Genomic DNA, 26,066 nt, shown 5'->3' with positions numbered 1-26,066 from the left:
ATGCGGGTGCGTTTTTCCGCGCGCGCGGGGGCATGGGACGAATGGGCGCCGGCCCTGACCGCCGCCTGCCCCGGGATGCAGCTGTTGCGGGCGGGCGATCCGGCCAGCTTTGACGCCATCATCTATGCGCCGGGCGGCGACATCGAGGATTTCGCCCCCTATACCCGCGCGCGGCTGGTCCACAGTCTCTGGGCCGGGGTCGAGCGGATCGTGACCAACCCGACGCTGACCCAGCCGCTGGCACGGATGGTCGATCCGGGGCTGGCGGCGGGGATGGCGGAATATTGCACGGGCTGGGTGATGCGGGCGCATCTGGGCATGGACCGCTACCGGCAGGACGGGCAGTGGCGCAACGGCCAGATCCCGCCGCTGGCCGCCGAGCGCCCCGTCACCATTCTTGGCATGGGCGAGCTGGGCCGCGCCACCGCCCGCCTGCTGACCGGCATCGGCTTTCCGGTCACGGGCTTCAGCCGCTCAGGTGCGCCGGTGCCGGGCGTCACGGTGACCCCGGATCTGCACAGCGCCCTGTCGCGGGCCGAGGTTCTTGTGACGCTGCTGCCCGACACGCCGGAGACGCGCGATCTGCTGGATGCCACAGGGCTGGCGCAGCTGCCGCAGGGGGCGTGGCTGATCAATCCGGGGCGCGGCACGCTGATCGACGATGATGCCCTGCTGGCGGCGCTGGATGATGGGTGCCTGTCCCACGCCGTGCTGGATGTCTTCCGGTCAGAGCCGCTGCCGCCCACCCACCCGTTCTGGGCGCATCCCGCTGTGACCGTCACCCCGCATATCGCCGCCGAGACCCGCCCCGGGACCGCCGCGCCGGTGGTGGCGCAAAACCTGCGTGATGCCATGGCGGGCCGCCCTGTCGCGCATCTGGTGGACCGCAGCCGGGGCTACTGATCCCCGGGCTTGCGCAGGGCTGCGGCCTCGTCCGCCTCGTGCAGGGCGCGGGCTGCGGCGATCTCGGCGGCGCGGGAGATGCGGTCGGCCATCTTCTTCTCTCGCCGCCGCTGATAGGCCTTGAACACCGGCACCGTCAGGTAATGCGTGCCCACCGACACGATCAGCCCCAGAATCACCCCGCCCACCCAATAGGGCAGGAAGATCTGCTGGTGAAACTCCAGCAGGCGGTCCCAATGCGCGGTCTCGGGGCCAAAGATCGAGCGGATATTGTGCCACACCTCGCCCGAGGCGCGGGTGAATTCGCGAAAGATCAGATGCGCCGACAGCTCACCCGGCAGACCCAGAATCCGCCGCCCCAGGCCGACCGAGGCCAGTGCGATGAAGGGCAGCGTCACCGGGTTGCCCACGAAGGTCGCCAGCAGTGCGGCCAGAACATTGCCGCGGATGATCCAGGCGACGGCGGCGCCGGACAGGAAGTGGAACCCGAACAGCGGCGTGAACGAGACGAACACCCCCGCCGCCACGCCGCGCCCGATCCGGTGCGGGCGGTCGGGCAGGCGGCGCAGCCGGTGCAGGACATAGGTGCCCGCCCGCCGCCAGCCGCCGCGCGGATAGATCATCTGACCGGCGATCTGGCCATAACTGCGAGGTTTTCTGCGCTTGAACAAAACTCACCCGGTCGGTTGTCAAAGGTCCGGCCCGGGGCGGGCCGGATCAGGGTTTCAGCGCCGGGTCGCGGATCCGCGCCACCTGCGCCACATCGCTTTCCGCCTCAAGTGCGGTCAGCAGCTTGTGCAGATGTTCGTGATCGCGCAGCTCGACCTCGACCTCGATACGGTAGAAGTCGGGCTTGCGATCAATGAACTCAAGGTTCGAGATATTCGCGCCTTGCCCGCCGATCAAGCCACAGATGCGCCCCAGCACCCCGGCATCGTGCCGGATCGTCAGGCTGAGCACCGTCGAATAGGCCGCCGGATGGCGCCCGTCGCGCCATTGCAGGTCGACCCAGCGGTTGGGCATATCCTCGAACTCGGCCAGAACCGGGCAGTCGATGGCATGGATGACCACGCCCGCGCCGCGATAGGTGATGCCCACGATCCGCTCGCCCGGCAGGGGGTTGCAGCAGGGCGCGCGCTTGAAGCGGTCATCGGCCTCCAGCCCCGCGATGGGGCGGCGGCTGTCGATCTCGTCCTGGTGATCGGCCAGTTCGGGATAGAGGATCTCCAGCACTTCCTTGGCGGAATTCTCGGCGCTGCCGATGCGGGCCAGCAGATCCTCGGCCGAGGGCAGGCCCATCTGCCGCGCCGCCGTGCGCAGGGCCTTGTCGGTGGGTTTGCGGCCCACATGTTCGAAACTGACGCGCACCAGCTCGCGGCCCAGCCGCATGAAGCGGTCGCGGTCCTCTTCGCGCAGGCTGCGCCGGATCGCGGCCTTGGCCCGGCCGGTGACGACAATATCCAGCCAGGTCGATTGCGGCCGCTGACCCGAGGCTGCGATGATGTCGACCGACTGCCCGTTCTTCAGCCGCGTCCACAGCGGCACGCGGATGCCATCGACCTTGGCGCCGACGCAGGAATTGCCCAGCCGCGTGTGGATCGCATAGGCGAAATCGACCGGGGTCGCGCCTTTGGGCAGCTGCATCACATCGCCCTTGGGCGTGAAGCAGAAGACCTGATCCTGATACATCTCAAGTTTCACATGTTCGAGAAACTCGTCGTGATCCTCGCTGTCAAAGCGGTCGGTCAGGCTGGCCACCCATTCGGCGGGATCGACCGCGAACGGGTTCTTGGCCAGCACCCCGTCGCGATAGGACCAATGCGCGGCCACGCCCGCCTCGGCCACCTCGTGCATCTGGCGGGTGCGGATCTGCACCTCGACCCGCTTGCCGTCGCGCCCCGATACGGTGGTGTGGATCGAGCGGTAGCCGTTCGATTTCGGCTGGCTGATATAGTCCTTGAACCGCCCCGGCACCGCGCGCCAGCGGTGATGGATCACGCCAAGCGCGCGGTAACAGTCCATTTCGGACCGGGTGATGATGCGGAACCCGTAGATGTCGGAGAGGCGCGAGAAGGCCAGCTGTTTCTCCTGCATCTTGCGCCAGACGCTGAAGGGCTTTTTCGCGCGGCCAAAGACATCCGCCTCGATCCCCTCGCGTTCCAGCTCGGCCCGGATGTCGGCAGTGATCTGGCCGATGATGTCGCCCGATTCGCGCTGCATCCCCACGAAACGGCGGATGATCGAGTTGCGCGCCTCGGGGTTGATGACCTTGAAGGCCAGGTCTTCCAGCTCTTCGCGCATCCACTGCATGCCCATCCGGCCCGCAAGGGGGGCGTAGATGTCCATGGTTTCGCGGGCCTTCTTGACCTGCTTGTCAGGCCGCATCGACCGGATCGTGCGCATATTGTGCAGCCGGTCGGCCAGCTTGACCAGAATGACGCGCAGGTCGCGCGACATGGCCATGAACAGCTTGCGGAAATTCTCGGCCTGCTTGGACTGGGCGCTGGCCAGTTCCAGATTGGTCAGCTTGGTCACGCCATCGACCAGACCGGCGATTTCCTCGCCGAACATCGCGCCCACCTCGGATTTGGTGGACCGCGTGTCCTCGATCGTGTCGTGCAGCAGGGCGGTGACAAGGGTCGCATCGTCCAGCCGCATCTCGGTCAGGATGGCGGCGACGGCGATGGGATGGGTGAAATAGGGCTCGCCCGAGTGGCGGAACTGCCCCTCATGCATGCGCATGCCATATTCATAGGCATCGCGGATCAACTGTGCGTTACAGCGCGGATTGTAGTTCCGCACCAAAGCCAACAGGTCTTCGACGTCAATCATGCTGCCGAAGACCTCTCTGCCTGTGTCTTGAACGTGCCGGGTCAGCCGCGCTGATTGGCTTCCAGCATCATCCGCAGCATCCGCTCTTCCGATTCCTCGTCGGCGGGCTTGGGACGATCCACCTCGGCGCCCAGCAGCAGGGCCATGGCGTCTTCTTCGGGCTCATCGACCTCGATCTGGGTCTGGGTCGATTCGATCATCCGCTCGCGCAGATCGTCGACGGGCTGGGTTTCCTCGGCGATTTCGCGCAGGGCGACGACCGGGTTCTTGTCGTTGTCGCGGTCCACGGTGACCGGGCTTCCTGCCGCAATCTCACGAGACCGGTGTGCAGCCAGCATCACCAGATCAAAGCGGTTGGGAACCTTGTCGACGCAGTCTTCGACCGTTACGCGGGCCATGGGATCACCTGTGCAGTTGCGAATCGGACATTCGGGGCGAAACCGGACTAGTGGTCAGCATTGGGGTGATTGTCAAGCAAAAGGCCGGAATTCCTGCTCTTGCATCGGCGCCATTCCGGCCAGCGCGTCCGGACCCAGCGCGTCCAGCATCTGCGTGACGCTGCGGCCGGTCAGCGGGTGGCGCCAGTCCGGGGCGATTTCGGCCAGAGGGGCCAGCACAAAGGCGCGGTCCTGCATCCGGGGATGGGGCAGCAGCAGGCGGTCCGGTGTCGCCTGTCGCTGTGCCTCGGGTGGCAGGTCGATCCAGTGACGCAACGTCGTGTCATCGGGCAGAACAGCCTGGTCCAGCGCGATCAGATCCAGATCCAGCACACGCGCCGACCAGCGCCCCGTGCTGCGGTCGCGGCCCAACTGTGCCTCAACCGCATGCAACCGTGCCAGAATTGCGTCGGGCGTCAACGGCGACCGGATCAGCGCCACCGCATTGAGAAAGTCCGGCCCCGCGCCCGCCGGAACCGCCGGGGTCCGCCAGAAACGGCTGACAGCCGATATTGAAATGTTCGGTTCACTATGCAGAATGCCCACGGTCTGCCGCAGAGTCTGCCACAGGCTGTGCGTGGATGCGGGAAGGTTCGCCCCTAGCGCGACTATACCAGAAGACAGGTTAAACATCATCTACTTCCCGTTCTACAAGGATTGACATGGGACATTGGCGTCAGGCCCCTCACCCCGGCGCGTCCTTTGTCTGCAAAGCAGCAAGACTTATTGAAGGCAACACCGATGTTCTACAAGGATGACCGTCTGGCGATATTCATTGACGGCGCAAACCTTTACGCCGCCGCCAAGGCCCTGGGGTTCGAGATCGACTATAAACTGCTGCGACAAGAGTTCGACCGTCGCGGCAAACTGATGCGCGCCTATTACTACACCGCGCTGATGGACGGGGATGATTATTCGCCGATCCGCCCGCTGGTGGACTGGCTGCATTACAACGGCTTCTGCGTCGTCAGCAAATCCGCCAAGGAGTACACCGATGGCATGGGGAGGCGGAAGGTCAAGGGCAATATGGACATCGAACTGGCCGTGACCGCCATGGAACTGGCGCCGCGTCTGGATCATGCCGTGCTGTTTTCCGGCGATGGTGATTTCCGGCCTCTGGTCGAGGCGCTGCAGCGGCAGGGGGTGCGGGTCTCGGTCGTCTCGACGATCCGCAGCCAGCCGCCGATGATCGCCGATGACCTGCGCCGTCAGGCCGACAACTTCATCGAACTGGACGCCCTGCGCGAGATTATCGGCCGCCCCCCGCGCGAGAACGGGCCACAGGAAACCTGAAACCGACCGCCGCCCCCCCCCGGCGGGGGGCGGCGGCGGGATGGTGCGGACGGCGGGACTTGAACCCGCACTTCCTTACGGAAAACAGATTTTCATACCACTTCGGCTTTCGCCGCCGCAGGGCGCGACGCGCCCCCCGTTCGTGGTCTGGACTATCCCTTCGCCATGGCCGTCAGGCTGTAGGCGCCGCCCGTCTAGTCTCTACACCTTCCCCGTCTTTGGGGGGCTTGGCTCGGGATTGGCACGGGCCTTGCGACCCAGAGCTTTCCCCGAATTTGAGCGGTTCTGCACCGGGGGTTTCCCCAGACCGGGCACTCCAATCGTCAAAGTCTGCTGCGTCTACCGATTTCGCCACGTCCGCATGGCAGGCGTCATGCCATATCGCCGCGCCCGATGCGACAGGAAATTGGTGATGCCGCGCAGGGGTTTGGCCCCGTCTCGCCGACTGCCCGCATGGCAGGCCGGAACATCGGCCGCAGCCGGGGGTTGGGCCCCAGCAAATCCAGCGAATGACAGGACATCACATGACCCGGTTCAGCGAGACGCAAGGCAAGGGGGGAGAGCTGCATCAGCGCGGTGGCCAGCCCCTGACCACCAATCAGGGCATCCCGGTTTCGGACAATCAGAACAGCCTGACGGCGGGGCCACGCGGCCCGGCCCTGCTGGAAGATTTCATGCTGCGGGAAAAGATTTTCCACTTTGACCATGAGCGCATCCCGGAACGGATCGTCCACGCCCGCGGCTCGGGCGCGCATGGCTATTTCGAATGCACCGACCCGATCCCCGAACTGTCGCGCGCCAGCCTGTTTGCCAGCAAGGGCCGGGTGCCGGTCTTCACGCGGTTCTCTACCGTTGCGGGCGGGGCGGGCAGCGTCGACACGCCCCGCGATGTGCGCGGCTTCTCCGTCAAGTTCTACACCGAGGAAGGCAACTGGGATCTGGTCGGCAATGACATCCCGGTGTTCTTCATTCAGGACGCGCTGAAGTTCCCCGACCTGATCCACGCGGTGAAGATGGAGGCCGATCGCGGCTATCCGCAGGCCGCCAGCGCGCATGACACCTTCTGGGATTTCGTGTCGCTGATGCCGGAATCCATGCATATGATCATGTGGGCCATGTCGGATCGCGGCATTCCGCGCAGCTATCGCATGATCGAGGGGTTTGGCGTCCACACCTTCCGGCTGGTCAATGCCGGGGGCAGATCCAGCTTTGTGAAATTCCACTGGAAGCCGCGCCTGGGCCTGCAGTCTCAGGTCTGGAACGAGGCGGTCAAGACGGCGGGCGCCGATCAGGACTATCACCGCCGCGACCTGTGGGAGGCGATTGCCGCAGGCGATTTCCCCGAATGGGATCTGGGAATTCAGGTGTTCGACGCGGAATGGGCGGCGGCGCAGCCCTATGACGTGCTGGACGCGACCAAGCTGATCCCTGAAGAGGAGATTCCCGTCCGCATCATCGGCCACATGGTGCTGGACCGTAATCCCGACAACTTCTTTGCCGAGACCGAGCAGGTGGCCTTTTGCCCCGCCAATATCGTGCCCGGCATCGACTTTACCGATGATCCGCTGCTGCAGGGGCGGCTGTTCAGCTATCTGGATACGCAGAAATCACGGCTTGGCACTGCGAATTTCCATCAGCTGCCGATCAATGCGCCCAAATGCCCGATGCACAATTTTCAGCGCGACGGGATGATGCAGATGGCCGTGCCGCGGGGCCGCGCGAATTACGAGCCCAACAGCCTGAACGAGGCGGGCGAAGATCCCGGTCCGCGCGCCAGTGAAGATGGCTATACGACGCACCGGACCATGACCGATCTGGGCAACCAGCCCGATCAGAAGCTGCGGGTGCGGCCAGAACTGTTCGGCGACCACTACAGCCAGGCGCGGTTGTTCTATCGCAGCCAGACCGAGACCGAGCAGCACCATATCGCGGATGCGCTGGTCTTCGAGCTGTCCAAGGTCGGGCTGGGCCATGTGATCCAGCGCGTGCTGGGCCATCTGCGCGTGATCGACGAGGATCTGGCCGCCGCCGTGGCCGAGGAACTGGCCGAGGACATGCCCGCCCGCGCCGTACCCTTCCGCGAACCCATCGACATGGCGCCCTCGGACGCGCTGTCGATCGCAAAGCGCGCCAAGCCGACGCTGAAGGGGCGTCAGGTCGGTATCCTGCTGGGCGATGGTGCCGACGAGGCCCAGGTCGAGGCGCTGACAGAGGCGATCAAGGCCGAAGGCGGCAAGGCGGTGCTGATCCATCGCCAGCGCGGCCGGGCTGACGCGCAGCTGGCGGGGCAGCCCTCGGTGCTGTTTGACGCGGTGGCGCTGGTGCTGGGAGAGGGTGACGCGGCGGTGCTGGCAAAATACAAGCCGGCGATTGATTTCGTCTCCGACGCCTTCGCGCATCTGAAGGCCATCGGCGCGGATGAGGCGGCAGGTCCGCTGCTGAAAGCGGCAGGGGTCGAGCCGGACGAGGGCGTCACCGGGCTGGAGCCCGAGGCGTTCGTTCAGGCCGCAGCGCGCCGGTTCCATGCGCGCGAGCCGCGGCTCTGGTAGGGAGAGGCCGGGGGCTTCGCGCCCCCCAGCCCGGCGCCAAGCGCCGGGCGTTCGCCGCTGAACAAGGTCCACCGGACCTTGTTCCGGGCGCGGCTCACCCCGCGGGATATTTTTCCCAAGGCAAAACTGGCGCGGGTCAGCCGTAGCTGCGGGTGGGGCGGTCAAAGACCTTGCGGCCCATCAGGCTGCCGACCAGATCGACCATCAGTTTCGCCGTGCGGCCGCGTTCATCCAGGAAGGGGTTCAGCTCGACCAGATCCAGCGAGGTGACCAGCCCCGATTCGTGCAGCAGCTCCATCACCAGATGCGCCTCGCGGAAGGTGGCGCCGCCGGGGACGGTGGTGCCGACCGCAGGCGCGATCGAGGGGTCGAGGAAGTCCACGTCCAGACTGACATGCAGCAGCCCGCCCGCCGCCCGGACCCGGTCCAGAAAACCGCGCAGGGGCGCCACGATCCCCTGTTCGTCCAGCACCCGCATGTCATTGACCGTGATCTCGGTCGGCTGCATGGCGGCATATTCGGCGGGATCAACACTGCGGATGCCGAACATGCAGATATTCTCGCCGGGGATCGGGGCGGGGAAGGGCGGGAATGGATCAAAGCCCGGCAAGCCGCTGGCATAGGCCATCGGCGTGCCGTGCAGATTGCCCGAGGTGGTCGAGGCGACCGTGTGGAAATCGCTGTGCGCGTCCAGCCAGATCACGAACAGCGGGCGGCCCACCGAGGCCGCATGGGCCGCCACCCCCGCCACCGTGCCAAGCGCCAGCGAATGATCGCCGCCCATGATCATGGGCATGCCGTCCGCCATGGCCGCCTGCGTGGCCTCAAGCAGGGCGCGCGTCCAGGCGATGGTTTCGGGCAGGTGGTGGACGGCGGGATTGGCGCAGGTCTCGGCGCCGATGCCGGTGGGGGCCACATCGCCGCGATCCTCGACCCCGTGGCCAAGCGCGCTGAGCGTCGTGGCCAGCCCCGCCGTGCGATAGGCCGCCGGGCCCATCAGGCAGCCGGGGCGGCGCTGGCCCTCATCCACCGGGGCGCCAATCAGGATGCAATGGGTCATCCGGGTCTCCTTGCTTGATGGACCGGATGAAAGCCGCCCGGCGGGGGAATGTCCACCGCCGGGCGCATGTCGTCAGAATTCGGCGGTCAGGCCCAGCCACAACCGGCGGCCTTCGCCGACCGTGTTGTTGTCGGACATGGTGATGTCGCGGTCCAGCACGTTATAGACCGCGCCATTGACCACGGCATTCTCTGACAGCCGGTAGGACGCGCCCAGATCGACGGTCAGATAGTCGCCATATTCATAGGCGATCACCGCGCCGCTGGCATCGGTGGCATGGGGGCGCCCGTTGGTGCCCACACGCGCGCCTGCCGCGACCTCGTGGCCGTGATAGTTGACCGCGCCCCAGGCCTCCAGCCCATCGACCGGCGTGCGCCAGTCCGCCGTCACGCTGGCCGAGTGGCGCGGCGTGCGCGCCAGCGGCAGGCCCGCATAACTGCCGGTCTGCTGTTCGGAATCGACAAAGCTGTAAGAGGCGCGCAGCGTCACATCGGCGGTCGCGTCCCAGTCTGCGGTCAGTTCGACCCCTTGCAGCCGCGCCTCGCCGATGTTGAACCACTCCCACCGGTTATAGCCCTGTCCGCCGACCTCGACCCGCCCGTCGGTCTTGGCGCTTTCGATCTTGTTGCGGAAATCGGTGCGGAACATCGTCGCGCCCAGATTATAGCCCGCCCCGGCATACAGCGCGGCCAGCTCGTAGCTGGTGCTTTTCTCGGGTTGCAGGCCGGGGTTCGACACGATCACGCCCGCGCCACGCTCGGTCGTGTAGAAATAGCCCGGCACGATCGAGCGCACATCCGGCGCCCGGAACCCGGTCGAGACGCCGCCCTTGAGCGTCAGGTCCGGCGTCGCATTCCAGACCCCGTAGAGGCGCGGTGTGACATGGCTGCCGAATTCCTTGTGGTCGTTATAGCGCGCGCCAAGGGTCAGGGCGACATCCTCGGCCGGTTTCCATTCATCCTCGGCGAACAGCGCCCATTGCGAGGTGCGGAAGCGATAGGTCACGCCGTCACCCAGACCGGGATTCTGGTCCGTCACCGAGGCGCGGTCATATTGCCCGCCGAACGTCACCATATGCTGGCCCTGCCAGGACAGCGGGGTCGAGAATTTGGCGTCATAGACCGTGTTCGTGACCTTGGGCGCGCGCGGCGCCGCCGACAGCCCCACCGCGCCATTGCCCGAGGCGGTCGTGCGCTGCCCGGTCTCGCGCTGGACCGACAGGTCGGCCCGCGTCGCGCCCCATTGGCCTTCATAGCCAAGGCGCCCGTGTTTGCGGGTGTTTTCCTGCAGGCTGTCATTCTGGGGCGTGCCGCGGAAATCGGTCTCGGGGATGGTGCGGCCCACGCGGCCCAGATCCTCGATCACGCTGCGCCCGCCCTGCAGGCTGATCTGATGGTCCGGGGCCGGGGTCCAGGTCAGGCGCGCCGACAGATCGGTCAGGTCGCGGTCGCGGGCCCCGTCGATGACGCGCGCCTCGCTGCGGTCCAGCTTGCGGCCCCAGAGTTGCAGGCCCAGCTGATCGGCCACGATCGGGCCGCTGGCATAGAAGGACAGCTGCCGGGTCGAGCCGTCCTCGCGCCGTTCGGGCAGGGTCGCCTCGGCGGTGACCGAGCCGGTCCAGCGGTCGGCCACCGGCTTGGTGATGATGTTGATGACCCCGCCCATCGCGTCCGACCCATAGAGCGAGGACATCGGCCCGCGCACGACCTCGATCCGCTCGATGGCGGCGGCCGGGGGGGTAAAGCTCTGCTCAAAGCCGGCATCGCCATTGGTGCGTGACTGGCGGGTGGACTGGCGTTTGCCGTCCACAAGGATCAGCGTGTACTGGCCCGGAAGGCCGCGGATATTGATGTCCTGCTCATTGGCGATGCCGGTGGTGGACACGCCCTGCACCTCGCGCAGCGCATCCGACAGGCTGGTGATATTGCGCCGTGCCAGATCCTCGCCCGAGATGACGGTGATGCTGGCGGGGGCGTCGGCCACGTTCTGCTCAAAGCCCGATGCGGTGATGACGATCTCGTCCAGCAGCAGGGGCTGGCTGTCCTGCGCCAGCGCGGAGGGCGCCGTTGCGGTCAGCGTCAGGGCCAGCGCGGTCGAGGTCAGGAACAGCGGCTTGCGCAAGGCATGGGTGCGCGATGCAGCGGGGTGCGGCATGGGAACAGTCTCCGGCGATGAGGGATCACATGCCTGGGGTCGCGACAGAGGGAACGGGCCGCATACCTGGGTAAGTTTGTCGGGAATAAGCCTGTGGTTTTCGGACGACAACCGCGCCGGGCGGGGAGCCGGGGCGGCTGTGGCTGAAATGACACGGTGGGCGCGATGCCGGCATCCCGGTCGCGCGGCCCAGGGGGGTGCGGGGGGCAGGATGCCCCCCGTGCTGTCGCGGGACGCAAAGACGCGGGCGATCAGGTGGCGGGGATCAGGCGCGCACGCCCTTGAAGCGCTCGGCCCATGCGGCGCGGTCCTCGTCGCTGATCTTGGCGAAGAGGACATCGGGCACGGTAAAGGCGTGGCCTGCGGGCAGGGCCTCCAGCGCCGCGCTGACATCGTCGGGCCAGTCCGCGTCGGGGGCGTTCATCGCCGCCAGCGTGGACTGCGCGGCAAAGGGGATGAAGGGCTGCGACAGGATCGCGTAAAGCCGGATCAGGTTCAGCCCCATGCGGACCTGCATCGCCGCCTGCGCGGGGTCGGTCTTGAAGACAGTCCAAGGGGCGGCCGATTGCAGATATTCGTTGCCCAGCACCCAGATGGCGCGCAGCTCGGACGCGGCCTTGCGCACCTCCATCGCGGCCATATTGCCTTCATAGGCGCGGATGCGGGTGGTCAGCGCGGCGATAAGGGCCAGTTCCTCGGGGCCGTAGGCGGGGCCTTCGGGGACGGCCTCGCCGAATTTGGCGCGGCAGAACTTGGTGATGCGGCTGACGAAATTGCCCAGCACATCGGCCAGATCCTTGTTCACGGATTGCTGGAAATTCTCCCATGTGAACTCGCTGTCGCCGGATTCGGGGGCGTGCGACAAGAGCCACCAGCGCCAGTAATCGGCAGGCAAAATCTCCAGCGCGTGGTCCATGAAGACGCCGCGCCCCTGGCTGGTCGAGAACTGGCCACCGTCATAGGTCAGGTAGTTGAACGACTTGATATAGTCGACCATCTTCCACGGCTCGCCCGATCCGATCAGCGTTGCCGGAAAGCTAAGTGTATGAAAGGGAACGTTATCCTTGCCCATGAACTGGGTGTAGGTGACGTCTTCTGCGCCCTCGTCCAGACGCCACCAGCGGCGCCATGCGGCGTCGCCCTCGCCCTGCGCGTCGGCCCATTCGGCGGTCGCGCCGATATATTCGATCGGGGCGTCGAACCAGACGTAGAAGACCTTGCCCTCCATCCCCGGCCAGTCCTGATCGCCGCGCCGCACCGGCACGCCCCAGTCCAGATCTCGGGTGATGCCCCGGTCGCGCAGACCGTCGCCGTCGTTCAGCCATTTGCGCGCGATCGAGGTGGTCAGGATCGGCCAACCGGCCTTGCCGTCGATCCATGCGGCGATCTGATCCTTCAGCGCGGACTGGCGCAGATAGAGGTGCTTGGTCTCGCGCACCTCAAGATCGGTGCTGCCCGAAATCGCGCTGCGCGGGTCGATCAGATCGGTCGGGTCCAGCTGCTTGGTGCAGTTCTCGCACTGGTCGCCGCGCGCCTTGTCATAGCCGCAATTGGGGCAGGTGCCCTCGATGTAACGGTCGGGCAGAAAGCGGCCGTCGGCGTGGGAATAGACCTGTTTTTCAGAGACTTCGCGGATATAGCCCTGATCGGCCAGACGCCCCGCAAAGTGCTGGGTCAGGCGCCGGTTGCGGTCGCTGGAGGACCGCCCGTAGTGGTCAAAAGACAGCCCGAACCCATCGGCCAGCGCCTGCTGTTCAGCGTGCATGCGGGCGCAGTAATCGGCCACCGCCTCGCCGGTTTTCGCGGCGGCCAGTTCCGCGGGCGTGCCGTGTTCGTCGGTGGCGCAGATGAACATGACCTCGTGCCCGCGCGCCCGCAGATAGCGGGCATAAAGGTCCGCCGGAAGCTGTGAGCCGACGAGATTTCCCAGATGCTTGATGCCGTTGATATAGGGCAGGGCGGAGGTGATGAGGTGGCGGGCCATGGCATGCGTCCTTTCGGGGTCGCGCATCTCTAGCCCCGTTGCGGGGTGAATGAAAGTCTGCGTGCGTTGCGCGGGCTGTGCCGCGCAACACCCGGCGGGGCGGGGGCGCGGCGGGGCCAGCAAATGCTGGGGATCGGGCCTCACAGGGCGTGCACAGGGGCGGCACAGGAGAGGCACAGGGCGTACACCGCTTGCGGGCGGGGGGTTAAGGGGGTGTTAAGGAATGGGCGCCGACCGCTGGCGCCGGTGTCATGGTCGCGCGTCCTGGGGCCGGGTGCGACGAAACTGCCTGCAAACGCGCCAGTTTCTGAACATTGTTAACTTTCTGCAGAAAACTGTGCGACAATTCCTGATAATGAGTCAATCTGTCCGAAAACAATGACGGTTTTTCGATTCCGTCCATAATCAAGGGACATGTTAACAATGCAAGACATCACCATGGAGGGCGCCCTGTCACCGGGCGACGACGACACGCTGGAGCCGGTCGGCAAGGACGAAAAGACCTGGGGCTGGTTTGCCATCTTCAACATCTGGGCCAACGACATCCAGTCGCTGTTCGGCTACACGCTGGTGGCCTCGCTGTTCATCTCTTACGGGGTCAGCGGCTGGACGGCGTTTGCGGCGCTGATCGCGGCGGGGCTGCTGGTCATGCTGCTGGTCAACCTGTCGGGCGATGCGGGCGAGCGTTATGGTATCCCCTATCCGGTCTTTGCCCGCGCCAGCATGGGCACGCAGGGCGCCAAGCTGCCTGCGCTGCTGCGCGCGACGGTGGCGGTGTTCTGGTACGGGGTGCAGGTCTTCTTTGCCTCGACCGCGATGGCGCTGCTGGTGCGGTCGCTGACCGGTGCCACCGGCGGGGCAGAGTTTCTGGGCCTGACGGCGATCGACTGGCTGTCGTTTCTGGTGGTCTGGGCGCTGCATATCGTCATCTTCTGGCGCGGCATGAACTGGGTCGAGACCTTCCTGAACATCGCCGGGCCATTCGTCTATCTGGTGATGATCGCGCTGGTCGTGGTGCTGTGGGTCAAGGCCGACGGGCAGCTGCTGAGCCAGGCGCAGACGATCTTTGCCAATCCGGAAGGCACATGGGGCACCGAGATCAGCGGCTTTGTGGCCATCGTCGGCACCATGGTCGCCTATTTCGCTGCCGTGATGATCAATTTCAGCGATTTTTCGCGCTATTCCCGTGACCGGCGGTCGATGGTTCTGGGCAATCTTGCGGGGCTGCCGCTGAACATGATCCTGTTCTCGGCGCTGGCGCTGCTGACCACGGCGGGCGCGGCGGTCGTCTATGGCGAGGCGCTGATCAACCCGACCGAGATCGTCGAACGGACCGACAGCGTGCTGCTGGCCGTGATTGCGGCGATCACCTTTTTTGCCGCGACGGTCGGGATCAATCTGGTCGCCAATTTCATCCCCGCCGTGAATGGCATTGCCAACCTTGCGCCCGGCAAGATCAGTTTCCGCAAGGCCGGGCTGATTACCTCGGGCTTTGCGCTGGTGATCGGCGGGTTCTGGACCAGCTTTATCAGCGAGTTTGGCATCGGCGGTTTTGTCAACACTCTGGGGGCCACTCTGGCGCCGCTCTACGGTATCCTGATCGTGGATTACTACATGCTGCGGAAAAAGGTTCTGAACCGCGCCGATCTGTACAACATGCAGGGCGGGACCTATCACTATCGGGACGGCTGGCATGACAATGCGCTGGTTGCATTCGGGCTGGCGGCCGTGTTCTCGGTCGCGGCGGTCTGGGTGCCGTTCCTCAGCGCGCTGTCGGGTTATGCCTGGCTGATCGGGGCGCTGCTGGGCGGGGCCATCTATTACAAGCGCTGCCGTCCGAATTTTCCCGCCTGATCGCGGCAGCAGACAGGTGTACGAAAAAGGCCGCCCCGAGGGGCGGCCTTTGTCATGCAGAGTAGCCGGGCCTAGCGACGGCGGTCGCGGCGCGAGCTCATGGGTTGGAAGGCGACGCCGACATGGGCCTCGCAATAGGGTTTGCCCGCGACCGAGGGCAGGCCGCAGAACCAGAATTTCTCGGTGGCCGGATCGCCGATGGGCCATTTGCAGGTCCGCTCGGTCAGTTCCATCAGCGTCAGCTTGCGGGCCTTTTTCTCGACCTCGCGCACCGAGGCCAGCGCCTCGGGCGAGATTTCATTGGCCGAGGGCTGGGGCGGCAGCGGCTGGCCCGCGGGCACGATCGGGCGGCGCGGGACGGGCGTAAAGACTGCCGGTGCGGGCTGCTCGGCCGGTTCGGGCGCGCGGGGGGCTGCGGCGGCCTCGGCGCGGCGGGGCGCCTCGGCCACGGTTTCGGCCACAGGCTCGGGGCGCACGGGGGCTGCGGGTTTCTTTTCGGGCCTTTTCTCGGCCGCGGGGGCGGGGGCCGGTTCGGGGGCAGGCTCGGGCGCGGGGGCCTCGGCCTCTTCGGTGCGGTTCGACAGGCCAAGGCGGTGCACCTTGCCGATCACGGCGTTGCGGGTCACGCCGCCCAGTTCCTTGGCGATGGCGCTGGCCGACTGGCCCTCGGACCACATGCGTTTCAGCGTCTCGACACGATCATCCGTCCAGGACATGGCAGCCTTTCCGGGCGGGTCTGACCTGCCGCCCCATCTTGTAACCTGCGATTGGTCCCGTCACAAACGGGATGCCGAGATTTAGCCGCCGAAGCGCCCGAATTCAAGGACTGCCGCATGACCATGTCACCGATCCCCCCGCGCACAGGCGCCGACAGCCTCGCCGACCGCATCCCTGACCGCGCCATGGGGGTGCGCCGCTTTGGCCGCGTCAACTGGCTGGGGCTGCGCACGCTGGCCCGGCGCGAGGTCATGCGCTTCATGGCGGTCTGGCAGCAGACGGTGTTCGCGCCGCTGATGACGGCGGGGCTGTTCGTGCTGGTCTTTGCGCTGGCGCTGGGCGGGAACCGGGGCGAGGTGATGGGCCTGCCCTATCTGGTCTTTCTGGGGCCGGGCATCCTGATGATGACGGTGATCCAGAACGCGTTCGCCAACAGCTCCAGCTCGATCACGGCGGCCAAGGTGCAGGGAAATATCGTGGACACGCTGATGCCGCCGCTGTCGGGGGCGGAACTGCTGGCGGGCTATCTGGCGGGCTCGGTGGTGCGCGCGGCGCTGGTGGCGGTGGTGATCGGGACCGGCATGGTGCTGGTCACCGGGCGGGGGGTCGAACATCCGCTGTGGCTGCTGGCCTTCGTGCTGATGGCGGCCTGCCTGATGGGGGCTTTGGGGATTCTGGCCGGGATCATGGCGCAGAAATTCGACCAGATGGCCGCGATCAGCAACTTTATCGTCACCCCGCTGAGCTTTCTGTCGGGCACCTTCTATTCGGTGCAGGCCCTGCCCGAGCCGTTCAACACCATCTCGCACTGGAACCCGATCTTTTATCTGATCGACGGGGCGCGGTACGGCGTCACCGGGGTCAGTGATTCGTCGCCGGTTCAGGGGCTGATCGTCTGCACGCTGGTGCTGGCGGGGGTGCTGGTGCTGGCCTGGCACTGGCTGCGCATCGGATACCGGATGAAGCCCTGAGGCCGCGATTTCCTCTTGCGTGTCGGGGCAAGCGCGCGCATCCTGCCGCCCATGAACAAGCGATGCGCCCTGTCCAACCGACGCTGATGCGACCCCTGACGGTCCGCGTCCCTGCTTGTCTGCCCCCCATCCCCTGATCCGAGGCCCTGCCCATGATCCCGCATGTCCTGCCGACCTATAACCGTGCCCCTCTGGCGTTCGAACGGGGCGAAGGCTCCTGGGCCATCACCGCTGACGGGACGCGATACCTGGATCTGGGCGCGGGGATCGCGGTCAATGTGCTGGGGCATGCCAACCCCGATCTGGTCGCGGCGCTGACGGCGCAGGCGGGGCGGATCTGGCATGTCTCGAACCTCTATCAGATCCCGGAACAGGAGCGGCTGGCCGATCTGCTGACCGACAGGACCTTTGCCGAGACGGTGTTTTTCACCAATTCGGGCACCGAGGCCGCCGAACTGGCGATCAAGATGGTGCGCAAATACTGGGACCATGCGGGCGATCCCGACCGCATCGAGATCATCACCTTTGAAGGCGCGTTCCACGGACGCTCCACCGGCGCCATCGCGGCCTCGGGGTCGGACAAGATGACCAGGGGCTTCGGCCCGCTGATGCCGGGGTTCCGCACCCTGCCATGGGACGCGCTGACGGGGGATATGGCGGCGGTGACGGCCGCGATCACCGGGCGCACGGCGGCGGTGATGCTGGAGCCGGTGCAGGGCGAGGGCGGCATCCGCCCGGTGCCCGATGAGGTCCTGCGCCAGATCCGGGCGCTGTGCGACGCGACCGGCGCGCTGCTGGTGCTGGACGAGGTGCAATGCGGCATGGGCCGGACGGGGCGGCTGTTCGCGCATGAATATGCGGGGATCACGCCCGACATCATGATGGTCGCCAAGGGCATTGGCGGCGGCTTTCCGCTGGGGGCGCTGCTGGCGACCGGAGCGGCGGCGGCGGGCATGGTGGCGGGCACGCATGGCTCCACCTATGGCGGCAACCCGCTGGCCTGCGCGGTCGGCACGCGGGTGATGGAGATCGTGGCCGATGACGCCTTTCTGGCCGAGGTGAACCGCAAGAGCGCCCTGTTCCGGCAAAAGCTGGAGGGGTTGGTGGCCAGCCATCCCGAGATCTTCGAGGGCGTGCGCGGTCAGGGGCTGATGCTGGGGCTGAAATGCAGGCCCGCCCCGGTCGATCTGGTCCGGGCGGGCTATGCCCAGCACCTGCTGACGGTGCCCGCCGCCGACAATGTGCTGCGCCTGCTGCCGCCGCTGAACATCACCGAGGATGAGATCGCCGAGGCGGTGGCCCGCCTCGACCGGGCGGCATCCGAGGTGGCGGCGGAGCTCAGGGCGGATCAGAATGCCTGACTACAGCTTCCGGCCGGTGACCCGCGACGACCTGCCGATGCTGGCGGGCTGGCTGGCCGCACCCGAGGTGGCAGCCTGGTGGGAGGGGGTCGATCGCCAGATCGCGCTCGTGTCCGGGGATCTGGACCACCCGGCGATGACGCAGGTGATCGCCCTGCTGGACGGTCAGCCCATCGCCTATGCCCAGCACTATCCGGTGCAGGCATGGCCCGCGCCCCATTTCGCCCATCTGCCCGCCGATGCCATCGCCATCGACCTGTTCTCGGGGCCTGCGGGGCGCGGCCATGGCAGCCGCTGGCTGCGCGCGCTTGGCGATCTGCTGCTGCGCCAGTCCCCGGTGCTGGCCATCGACCCCGACCCCGAAAACGCGCGCGCGATCCGCGCCTATGAAAATGCCGGATTTTCCGGCAGCGACATCCGCATCGACGGCGAGGGCCATCCCGTCCGCGTCATGACCCGCCTCCGATGAGGCAGGCCCCGGCTTCTTCTTCACGCAAATATCCCGGGGAGTCGCGCGGAACGCGCGGCGGGGCAGCGCCCCTCTTTTTTTTCACGGCCTCGCCCCTTGACCCGGCCCGCCCTGCAGGGCTTGCTTGCCCAAATCGCCGAAAGCCAGACAAATGACGCATTTTCTAGACATTCATACCACCGACAAGGCCGCGCTGCGCTCGATCATCGACACTGCCCGCGCGATGAAGACCGCCCGCAACGACCGCCCCAAGGGCACGCCCGATGACGACCAGCCGCTGGCGGGCCGCATGGTGGCGCTGATCTTTGAAAAGCCCTCGACCCGCACAAGGGTCAGCTTTGACGTGGGCGTGCGGCAGATGGGCGGGCAGACCATGGTGCTGTCAGGCTCCGAGATGCAGCTGGGCCATGGCGAGACGATTGCCGACACCGCCCGCGTGCTGTCGCGCTATGTCGATCTGATCATGATCCGCACCTTCGAGGAGGCCACGCTGCAGGAGATGGCCGAATATGCGACCGTGCCGGTCATCAACGGGCTGACCAACCGCACCCATCCCTGCCAGATCATGGCTGACATCATGACCTTCGAGGAACATCGCGGCCCGATCGCGGGCAAGAAGGTGGTCTGGTCGGGCGATGGCAACAATGTCTTTGCCAGCTTTGCCCATGCGGCGGGGCAGTTCGGGTTCGACCTGACCTTTACCGGCCCGCCGCCTTTGGACCCCGAACGCGAATGGCTGGACTATGCCGCAGCGCAGGGCCACCCGGTCACGATCGAGCGTGATCCGAACAAGGCGGTGATCGGCGCCGATCTGGTCGTCACCGACACCTGGGTCAGCATGCATGATCCGCAATCGGCCAAGGAACGCCGCCACAACCAGCTGCGCGGCTATCAGATCAACGAGGCGCTGATGGCGCGGGCGCGGCCGGATGCGCTGTTCATGCATTGCCTGCCCGCGCATCGCGAGGATGAGGTGACCAGCGCGGTGATGGACGGCCCGGCCTCGGTCATCTGGGACGAGGCCGAGAACCGGCTGCATGCGCAAAAGGCGGTCATGCGCTATTGCCTCGGCGTGTGACCTTGCGGACGGGGGGCTGACGCCCCCCGGCGAGATGAGAAAAACCCGCGCCCAAGGGCGCGGGTTTTCCGGTTTTCTGGGCTGGCCTCTCAGCCGATGGCGGCGGCGCGGACCTCGTCGTCGATGGCGTCCAGATATTGTGCGAAGTTGTCGCAGAACATCTGCACCAGCTTGCGGGCCTGCGCGTCATAGGCGGCAGGATCGGCCCAGGTCTGGCGCGGGTCCAGCAGCACGGCGCTGACGCCGGGCACGCTGACCGGCACCTCGAAGCCGAAATTCGGATCGCGGCGGAATTCGGCATCGTTCAGGCTGCCATCCAGGGCTGCGGCCAGCAGCGCGCGGGTCGCGGCGATGGGCATGCGCGCGCCGGTGCCGAAGGCGCCGCCGGTCCAGCCGGTGTTCACCAGCCAGCAGCTTGCCCCGTGCTGGGCGATCTTGGCTTGCAGCAGCTTGCCATAGACCTCGGGGCGGCGGGGCATGAAGGGGGCGCCGAAACAGGTCGAGAAGGTGGGCAGCGGCTCGGTCACGCCGACCTCGGTGCCCGGCGTTTTCGAGGTGAAGCCCGACAGGAAGTGATACATGGCCTGCGCAGGCGTCAGCCGTGCGATGGGTGGCAGCACGCCGTAAGCGTCGCAGGTCAGCATGATGACATTGCGGGGATGGCCGCCGAGGCTGGTGGGCGAGGCGTTCGAGATGGCGTCCAGCGGATAGGCGCAGCGCATGTTGTCGGTGATCGAGTTATCCTCGAAATCCAGCTCGAGGCTGTCGGGATCGAACACCATGTTTTCGACCACGGTGCCGAAACGCGAGGTGGTGGCGTAGATTTCCGGCTCGGCCTTGGCCGACAGGTTGATGGTCTTGGCGTAGCAGCCGCCCTCGAAGTTGAAGATGCCGGTGTCGGACCAGCCATGTTCATCGTCGCCGATCAGCACGCGCGAGGGATCGGCCGACAGCGTCGTCTTGCCGGTGCCCGAGAGGCCGAAGAACACCGCCGAATCGTCGGGATTGCCGGGCGCGTGGTTGGCGCTGCAATGCATCGGCATGATGCCGCGGGCGGGCAGCAGGTAGTTCAGCAGGGTGAAGACGGATTTCTTGTTCTCGCCCGCATAGGCGGTGTTGGCGATCAGGATCAGTTTCTTCTCGAAGTTCAGCGCGATCACGGTTTCGCTGCGGCAGCCGTGGCGGGCCGGATCGGCCTTGAAGCCGGGGCAGTTGATGATGGTGAATTCGGGGGTGAAGGTCGCCAGCTCGGCCGCCTCGGGGCGGCGCAGCAGGTGGCGGATGAACAGACCGTGCCAGGCCATTTCGGTGATGACGCGCACATCGAGGCGGTTGTCGGCATCGGCGCCGCCGAACAGGTCCTGCACGAAATAGTCGCGGCCCTTCATATGGGCCAGCATGTCGGCATGCAGCAGATCGAAGGCCTCGGGGGTCATCGGGCGGTTGTTGTCCCACCAGATGCTGTCTTCGACGGCAGGGGTGCGGACGACGAATTTATCCTTGGGCGAGCGGCCGGTATGGGCGCCGGTCGTCACCAGAAAGGCGCCGCCAAGCCCCAACCTGCCTTCGCCGCGCGCGACCGCTTCGGTCATCAGAGCCGGTTCCAGCAGGTTGTAATAGACCTGGCCCAGCCCCTCGATGCCCTGATCTTCAAGCCGGCAGTTGGGGTTTACGCGCATCGTCATCTTCCTCTGGCTCCGTAACTGTTGGGACGGCTGCGACGGTTTCGTGACGCAACAATCGCGGCTATAGCACGGGTCCGAACTGTGGGAACAAGACAGCGCAAACGGTTAGCGCAAACAATAAATGTTATCGCAAACACGCTGTCTGAAGGGCCGTGAGGGGATGCGATTGGTGCAAAATTTACCGAAACGTCGACGAAATGGCGCAAGAGGTGATTCGCATGATCCAGCTGCATGGCAGCACTGTTGCATTGGGTGGGGTGGGGCTGATGATTCTGGGGCCGTCGGGCGCGGGCAAGTCCAGTCTGGCGCTGGAGATGATGGCCGCGGGTGCGATGCTGGTGGCCGATGACCGCACGGATCTGAGGCGCGACGGTGGCGCGCTGATCGCGTCGGCGCCCCAGCCCCTGCTGGGCCGGATCGAGGCGCGGGGGGTCGGTATTCTGGCGGCCGACCCGTCGCCGCCGGTGCCGCTGGCGCTGGTCTGCGATCTGGGACGCCCTGAGGATCAGCGACTGCCTCCGCGTCGGGCGGCAGAGTGGCTGGGGGTGACACTGCCTCTTGTGTTGGGGCCGTATCGCCCGCATCTTTATTCTGCACTGCGGCAGATGCTGCTGGCGGGGCGACTGGACTGAGGCGCGGTGACCGAAGCCTGTGACCGAAAAGGGGTTCGCAATGAGCGGGCAGAACCGGGACGACGACGGGCCAGACCCGCAGGGGACCAACCCGCAGGGGACCGGCCCGCAGGGGCCAAACACGCTGGGACCCGGCGGGCACGGGCAGGCCGTGCAGCGGCTGGTGCTGGTGACCGGGCCATCGGGGGCCGGACGCGCGACCGCGATCAATGTGCTGGAGGATCTGGGGTTCGAGGCGATCGACAACCTGCCGCTGTCGCTGATCCCGCGTCTGCTGGACGGGCCGCCGCGGCCGGTGCCGCTGGCTCTGGGTCTGGATGTCAGGAACCGCGACTTCTCGGCCGCCAACCTGATCGAACTGATCGACCGGCTGACCCGGCAGCCCGAATTCTCGCCCGAGGTCCTGTTTCTGGACTGCGATGCCGATGTGCTGGTGCGCCGCTATAACGAGACGCGCCGCCGCCATCCGCTGTCGCCCGACCGTGCGCCGCTGGCCGGGGTCACAGCCGAGCTTGACCTGCTGGCGCCGATCCGGGCGCGGGCCGATGTGCTGGTCGATACCAGTGAGCTGTCGCCCCATGATCTGCGCGACGAGCTGACGCGCTGGTTCGACAGCCGCGCGACGACGCGGCTGAGCGTGTCGCTGCACAGCTTCAGCTACAAGCGGGGCGTGCCACGCGGGCTGGACCTGATGTTCGACTGCCGGTTCCTGTCGAATCCCCACTGGCAGGCCGGGCTGCGATCCATGACCGGGCTGGACCCGGCGGTACAGAATCATGTGACCGCAGACCCACGCTTTGCGGAATTCTTTGCCAAAACACGCGATCTGGTCGAATTTCTGTTGCCTGCACATATGGATGAGGGCAAATCCCACCTGTCGGTCGGCTTTGGATGTACCGGCGGGCAACACCGTTCTGTCACTTTGGTGGAAAAGATGGCCGTCGCGCTTGCAGATGCTGGCTGGCCGGTGTCAATAAGACACAGGGAACTTGAGCGGCGGATTGCCGCGCTGCCCCCCGATACTGAGACGGCGCATGTCAGCAAGGCATTGCTGGACAAAAAACGGGCGCCGGCATGATGTGGCCTGCAGGACGTGGTGGAACGCGTTGATTGGAATTGTGATCGTAGCCCATGGCGGATTGGCGAGGGAATATCTCTCGGCGGTCGAGCATGTGGTCGGGCCGCAGGCGGGCATCGCCGCCGTGGCGATCGAGGATGACCACGACCGCGCCGCCAAGACGGCCGAGATCAAGGCCGCCGCAAACTCGGTCGACCGGGGCGAGGGCGTTGTGGTGGTGACCGATCTGTTCGGCGGCTCGCCCTCGAACCTGTCGCTGCCGGCCTGTGCGGTGCAGGGGCGCGCGATCCTGTATGGCGCGAACCTGCCGATGCTGGTCAAGCTGGCCAAATCGCGCCACCTGTCGGTGCCCGATGCCGTCACCTTTGCCAAGGAGGCCGGGCGGAAATACATCAACTCGTACAACGTGCCGCCCGAGGCGGGGCTGGACAGCGGACCCCATCTGAGATGAGCGGTCCGGTCACCCGTGAACTGACCATCATCAATATCAAGGGCCTGCACGCGCGGGCCAGTGCGAAATTCGTCGATGTGGTCGAGCAGTTCGACGCGCAGGCGCAGGTCGCGAAAGATGGCGTGGAGGTGTCGGGCGATTCGATCATGGGGCTGCTGATGCTGACCGCGCCGCGGGGCAGCCAGATCACCGTGACCACGCGCGGCCCGGATGCGCTTGCGCTGGCCGATGCGCTGGAGGCCCTGATCGGGGACTACTTCGGCGAAGGCATGTAGTGCCCGACACACCGCCCAACGAGCGCAAATCCTATCACCACGGCAACCTGCGGCAGGCGCTGGTCGAGGCGACCGCCGCGCTGATCGAGGAACAGGGGCCGCAGGCCTTTACCCTGACCGAGGCCGCGCGCCGCGCGGGCGTGTCGGCAGCCGCGCCCTATCGCCATTTCAAGGGCCGCGAAGAGCTGCTGGAAGAGGTCGCGCGGCAGGGGTTTGTCGAATTTTCGGGGCGGCTGGAGGCGGCATTCGACGCGGGGCGACCGCGCGCGCTGACCGCCTTTCTGCGCATGGGGCAGGCCTATCTGGATTTCGCCGCCGAGCGGCCCGGCTATTACATGGCGATGTTCGAATCGGGCCTGTCGATCGCCGGGAATGCCGATCTGTCTGCCGCCTCGGGCCGGGCGCAGGGCATGCTGGTCAATGGCGCCGAGGCGCTGGCCGCGCGGCTGCCGCCCGATCGCCGCCCGCCCGCGCGCATGGTCGCCAACCATATCTGGGCGCTGAGCCATGGCGTGGTCGAGCTGTTCAGCCGTGGCAAGCCCGGCAGCCGCAGCCCCGTCGCGCCCTCGGAAATGCTGGAGAGCGGCGTCATCGTCTATCTGCGCGGGCTGGGCCTGATCCCCGAGTGAATTTTTCGGCCGGATTGTCTTGACGGCGGGAGAATCCTGCCCATCTATGTAAATGTGATTAACATTAACATTGGGAGATGACGGATGACCACTGGTTCACAGGTGCTGCCCCCGGCCCCGGCCGGGTCGCGGGTGACCGATTTTCTGACCCGCTGCCGGGACTGGCTGGACGGACATGGCCGGATGGCCTGGATCGCGGCCATGGTGCTGGGTTTCATCGCGTTCTGGCCGGTCGGCCTGGCGCTTCTCGCTTACATGATCTGGAGCAATCGCATGTTCGGATGCAGCAACCGTACCAAACGCAGCCACGCGCCGCGCTATAGCGCGCCCACCACCGGCAATGCCGCCTTTGACGCCTATCGCGAGCAGACGCTGAAGCGTCTGGAGGATGAGCATCGCGAGTTCATGGATTTTCTGGAGAAACTGCGCGAGGCCAAGGACAAGGCCGAGTTCGACCAGTTCATGGACAGGCGCGGCGCGAAGGCCGATGCCTGACGACATGCGGGGCCGGGATGACCGGCCCCGCGCAAAGATCTGTGCAACCGCCCGAGGGCTGATGATCAGCGGGTCGGAACGGGCGTGTCGCCGCGATAATCGTAAAAGCCGCGACCGGTCTTGCGGCCCAGCCATCCGGCCTCGACATATTTCGTCAGCAGCGGGCAGGGGCGGTATTTGGTATCGGCCAGCCCGTCATGCAGCACGTTCATGATCGCGAGGCAGGTGTCCAGACCGATGAAATCGGCCAGTTCCAGCGGCCCCATCGGATGGTTGGTGCCCAGCTTCATCGCGCTGTCGATCGAACTGACCGAGCCCACACCCTCGTAAAGCGTATAGACCGCCTCGTTTATCATCGGCATCAGGATGCGGTTCACGATAAAGGCGGGGAAATCCTCGGCGGTGGCCGGGGTCTTGCCCAGTTTCGCGACCACGGCCAGCATCGCCTGATAGGTCGGATCGTCGGTGGCGATGCCGCGGATCAGCTCGACCAGTTGCATGACCGGGACCGGGTTCATGAAGTGAAAGCCCATGAATTTCTCGGGGCGGTCGGTGCGCGAGGCCAGACGGGTGATCGAGATCGACGAGGTGTTCGAGGTCAGGATCGTTTCCGGTTTCAGATGCGGCAGCAGGTCGGCAAAGATCGCCTGCTTGACCGTCTCGCGTTCGGTGGCGGCCTCGATCACCAGATCGCTTTGGCCCAGATCGGCAAGCTGCATCGTGGTGCGGATGCGGGCCATGGCGGCGGCCTTGTCCCCGGCCGAAATCTTGTCGCGGCTGACCTGACGTTCAAGGTTGCGGTCGATCAGGGCCACCGCCTTGTCGAGCGAGTCCTGGCTGATATCGGTCAGCAGCACGTCATAGCCCGCGACCGCGAAGACATGCGCGATGCCGTTGCCCATCTGGCCTGCGCCGATCACGCCGACTGTCTGAATTGTCATGTGACACCCCCCGGTTCCTGTCGGCGCGACGATAGGCGGCGGGCGGTCATGCTGCAATGCAAAACCGCCCCCGGTCGGGGGGCGGCGCCTGTGTCTTTGGCGTGGGTTGGGGGGCGCTGCCCCCCATCGCGCTTTGCGCGATTCCCCCCGGGATATTTTTGTGAAGAAGAAGCGGTTACAGCTTTCCGGTCAGTTCGGGGAGGATCTGGAACAGATCG

At 66.1% G+C, this 26,066-nt stretch carries 24 protein-coding genes; 14 read left to right on the top strand and 10 right to left on the bottom strand.

The features are described from left to right. Positions 1–903, top strand: coding sequence for a 2-hydroxyacid dehydrogenase (locus ACK41U_RS07790; RefSeq protein WP_409677979.1), 903 nt, complete (start codon positions 1–3; stop codon positions 901–903). Here the strand turns inward: ACK41U_RS07790 and ACK41U_RS07785 are convergent. The 4 genes from ACK41U_RS07785 to folK form a co-directional block, all read right to left on the bottom strand. Continuing rightward, complete coding sequence (locus ACK41U_RS07785) at positions 897–1,526, bottom strand: DUF2062 domain-containing protein (protein ID WP_409677976.1); 630 nt, start codon at positions 1,524–1,526, stop codon at positions 897–899. The genes ACK41U_RS07790 and ACK41U_RS07785 overlap by 7 nt on opposite strands. A 94-nt stretch (positions 1,527–1,620) precedes the next feature. Continuing rightward, positions 1,621–3,735: a RelA/SpoT family protein gene (locus ACK41U_RS07780; RefSeq protein ID WP_409677974.1), complete on the bottom strand. Its 2,115-nt coding sequence runs from the start codon at positions 3,733–3,735 to the stop codon at positions 1,621–1,623. A gap of 41 nt (positions 3,736–3,776) precedes the next feature. After that, on the bottom strand, positions 3,777–4,133 hold the full coding sequence (rpoZ, locus tag ACK41U_RS07775) for a DNA-directed RNA polymerase subunit omega (protein ID WP_409677971.1): 357 nt from the start codon (positions 4,131–4,133) through the stop codon (positions 3,777–3,779). Positions 4,134–4,205: 72 nt separating this feature from the next. Further along, positions 4,206–4,805: a 2-amino-4-hydroxy-6-hydroxymethyldihydropteridine diphosphokinase gene (folK, locus tag ACK41U_RS07770; RefSeq protein ID WP_409677968.1), complete on the bottom strand. Its 600-nt coding sequence runs from the start codon at positions 4,803–4,805 to the stop codon at positions 4,206–4,208. Positions 4,806–4,913: 108 nt separating this feature from the next. On the opposite strand from folK, the gene ACK41U_RS07765 reads away from it, so the two are divergent. Beyond that, on the top strand, positions 4,914–5,465 hold the full coding sequence (locus ACK41U_RS07765) for an NYN domain-containing protein (RefSeq protein ID WP_409677965.1): 552 nt from the start codon (positions 4,914–4,916) through the stop codon (positions 5,463–5,465). Positions 5,466–5,989: 524 nt separating this feature from the next. Then, a complete protein-coding gene (locus ACK41U_RS07760; RefSeq protein ID WP_409677962.1) occupies positions 5,990–8,014 on the top strand; it encodes a catalase in 2,025 nt (674 codons plus the stop codon). A gap of 136 nt (positions 8,015–8,150) precedes the next feature. Here the strand turns inward: ACK41U_RS07760 and rocF are convergent, their stop codons facing one another. The 3 genes from rocF to metG all read right to left on the bottom strand — a co-directional run bounded on the left by rocF (position 8,151) and on the right by metG (position 13,212). Then, the gene (gene rocF, locus ACK41U_RS07755) at positions 8,151–9,074 is read right to left on the bottom strand and encodes an arginase (RefSeq protein WP_409677959.1); all 924 of its coding nucleotides are present in this window, start codon (positions 9,072–9,074) and stop codon (positions 8,151–8,153) included. 72 nt (positions 9,075–9,146) lie between these two features. After that, entirely contained in the window at positions 9,147–11,228 is a 2,082-nt protein-coding gene (locus ACK41U_RS07750; RefSeq protein ID WP_409677956.1) for a TonB-dependent receptor domain-containing protein, read from the bottom strand. Between the two features lie 265 nt (positions 11,229–11,493). Then, positions 11,494–13,212: a methionine--tRNA ligase gene (gene metG / locus ACK41U_RS07745; RefSeq protein WP_409677953.1), complete on the bottom strand. Its 1,719-nt coding sequence runs from the start codon at positions 13,210–13,212 to the stop codon at positions 11,494–11,496. A 423-nt stretch (positions 13,213–13,635) separates the two neighbouring features. Between metG and ACK41U_RS07740 the strand changes: the two genes are divergently transcribed. Further along, the gene (locus ACK41U_RS07740; RefSeq protein ID WP_409677950.1) at positions 13,636–15,066 is read left to right on the top strand and encodes an NCS1 family nucleobase:cation symporter-1; all 1,431 of its coding nucleotides are present in this window, start codon (positions 13,636–13,638) and stop codon (positions 15,064–15,066) included. Between the two features lie 71 nt (positions 15,067–15,137). Here the strand turns inward: ACK41U_RS07740 and ACK41U_RS07735 are convergent, their stop codons facing one another. Next, a complete protein-coding gene (locus ACK41U_RS07735; RefSeq protein WP_409677947.1) occupies positions 15,138–15,782 on the bottom strand; it encodes a GcrA family cell cycle regulator in 645 nt (214 codons plus the stop codon). A gap of 186 nt (positions 15,783–15,968) precedes the next feature. On the opposite strand from ACK41U_RS07735, the gene ACK41U_RS07730 reads away from it, so the two are divergent. From ACK41U_RS07730 to argF, 4 genes are all read left to right on the top strand, one after another. Further along, a complete protein-coding gene (locus ACK41U_RS07730; RefSeq protein ID WP_409678101.1) occupies positions 15,969–16,754 on the top strand; it encodes an ABC transporter permease in 786 nt (261 codons plus the stop codon). Between the two features lie 152 nt (positions 16,755–16,906). Beyond that, positions 16,907–18,115 (top strand): aspartate aminotransferase family protein, encoded by a 1,209-nt coding sequence (locus ACK41U_RS07725; protein ID WP_409677944.1) that lies wholly within the window; start codon positions 16,907–16,909, stop codon positions 18,113–18,115. Continuing rightward, on the top strand, positions 18,108–18,584 hold the full coding sequence (locus ACK41U_RS07720) for a GNAT family N-acetyltransferase (RefSeq protein WP_409677941.1): 477 nt from the start codon (positions 18,108–18,110) through the stop codon (positions 18,582–18,584). Before ACK41U_RS07725 ends, ACK41U_RS07720 begins: the two co-directional genes overlap by 8 nt. 151 nt (positions 18,585–18,735) lie before the next feature. After that, positions 18,736–19,662, top strand: coding sequence for an ornithine carbamoyltransferase (gene argF / locus ACK41U_RS07715; protein ID WP_409677938.1), 927 nt, complete (start codon positions 18,736–18,738; stop codon positions 19,660–19,662). Positions 19,663–19,751: 89 nt separating this feature from the next. Here argF and ACK41U_RS07710 read toward each other — a convergent pair whose 3' ends face one another. Beyond that, positions 19,752–21,347: a phosphoenolpyruvate carboxykinase gene (locus ACK41U_RS07710; RefSeq protein WP_409677935.1), complete on the bottom strand. Its 1,596-nt coding sequence runs from the start codon at positions 21,345–21,347 to the stop codon at positions 19,752–19,754. A gap of 218 nt (positions 21,348–21,565) precedes the next feature. On the opposite strand from ACK41U_RS07710, the gene ACK41U_RS07705 reads away from it, so the two are divergent. The 6 genes from ACK41U_RS07705 to ACK41U_RS07680 all read left to right on the top strand — a co-directional run bounded on the left by ACK41U_RS07705 (position 21,566) and on the right by ACK41U_RS07680 (position 24,907). Then, complete coding sequence (locus tag ACK41U_RS07705; protein WP_409677932.1) at positions 21,566–21,979, top strand: HPr kinase/phosphorylase; 414 nt, start codon at positions 21,566–21,568, stop codon at positions 21,977–21,979. 40 nt (positions 21,980–22,019) lie between these two features. Then, entirely contained in the window at positions 22,020–23,057 is a 1,038-nt protein-coding gene (gene rapZ / locus ACK41U_RS07700) for an RNase adapter RapZ (RefSeq protein ID WP_409677930.1), read from the top strand. Between the two features lie 28 nt (positions 23,058–23,085). Further along, on the top strand, positions 23,086–23,508 hold the full coding sequence (locus tag ACK41U_RS07695) for a PTS sugar transporter subunit IIA (RefSeq protein ID WP_409677927.1): 423 nt from the start codon (positions 23,086–23,088) through the stop codon (positions 23,506–23,508). After that, complete coding sequence (locus ACK41U_RS07690) at positions 23,505–23,783, top strand: HPr family phosphocarrier protein (protein WP_409677925.1); 279 nt, start codon at positions 23,505–23,507, stop codon at positions 23,781–23,783. Before ACK41U_RS07695 ends, ACK41U_RS07690 begins: the two co-directional genes overlap by 4 nt. After that, positions 23,783–24,412 carry a TetR/AcrR family transcriptional regulator gene (locus ACK41U_RS07685; RefSeq protein WP_409677923.1) on the top strand — a complete coding sequence of 210 codons (630 nt, stop codon included), beginning with the start codon at positions 23,783–23,785 and terminating at the stop codon, positions 24,410–24,412. Before ACK41U_RS07690 ends, ACK41U_RS07685 begins: the two co-directional genes overlap by 1 nt. A gap of 84 nt (positions 24,413–24,496) precedes the next feature. Then, a complete protein-coding gene (locus ACK41U_RS07680; RefSeq protein ID WP_409677920.1) occupies positions 24,497–24,907 on the top strand; it encodes a DUF2852 domain-containing protein in 411 nt (136 codons plus the stop codon). A 65-nt stretch (positions 24,908–24,972) separates the two neighbouring features. Here the strand turns inward: ACK41U_RS07680 and ACK41U_RS07675 are convergent, their stop codons facing one another. Beyond that, on the bottom strand, positions 24,973–25,848 hold the full coding sequence (locus ACK41U_RS07675; protein WP_409677917.1) for a 3-hydroxybutyryl-CoA dehydrogenase: 876 nt from the start codon (positions 25,846–25,848) through the stop codon (positions 24,973–24,975). Between the last annotated feature and the right edge of the window lie 218 nt (positions 25,849–26,066).

The organism is Paracoccus sp. (in: a-proteobacteria) (genome assembly GCF_046289755.1).
Classification (GTDB): Bacteria; Pseudomonadota; Alphaproteobacteria; order Rhodobacterales; family Rhodobacteraceae; genus Paracoccus.
Note: the sequence above shows the minus strand (reverse complement) of the source record. Positions and strands in the feature narration are given on the sequence as shown.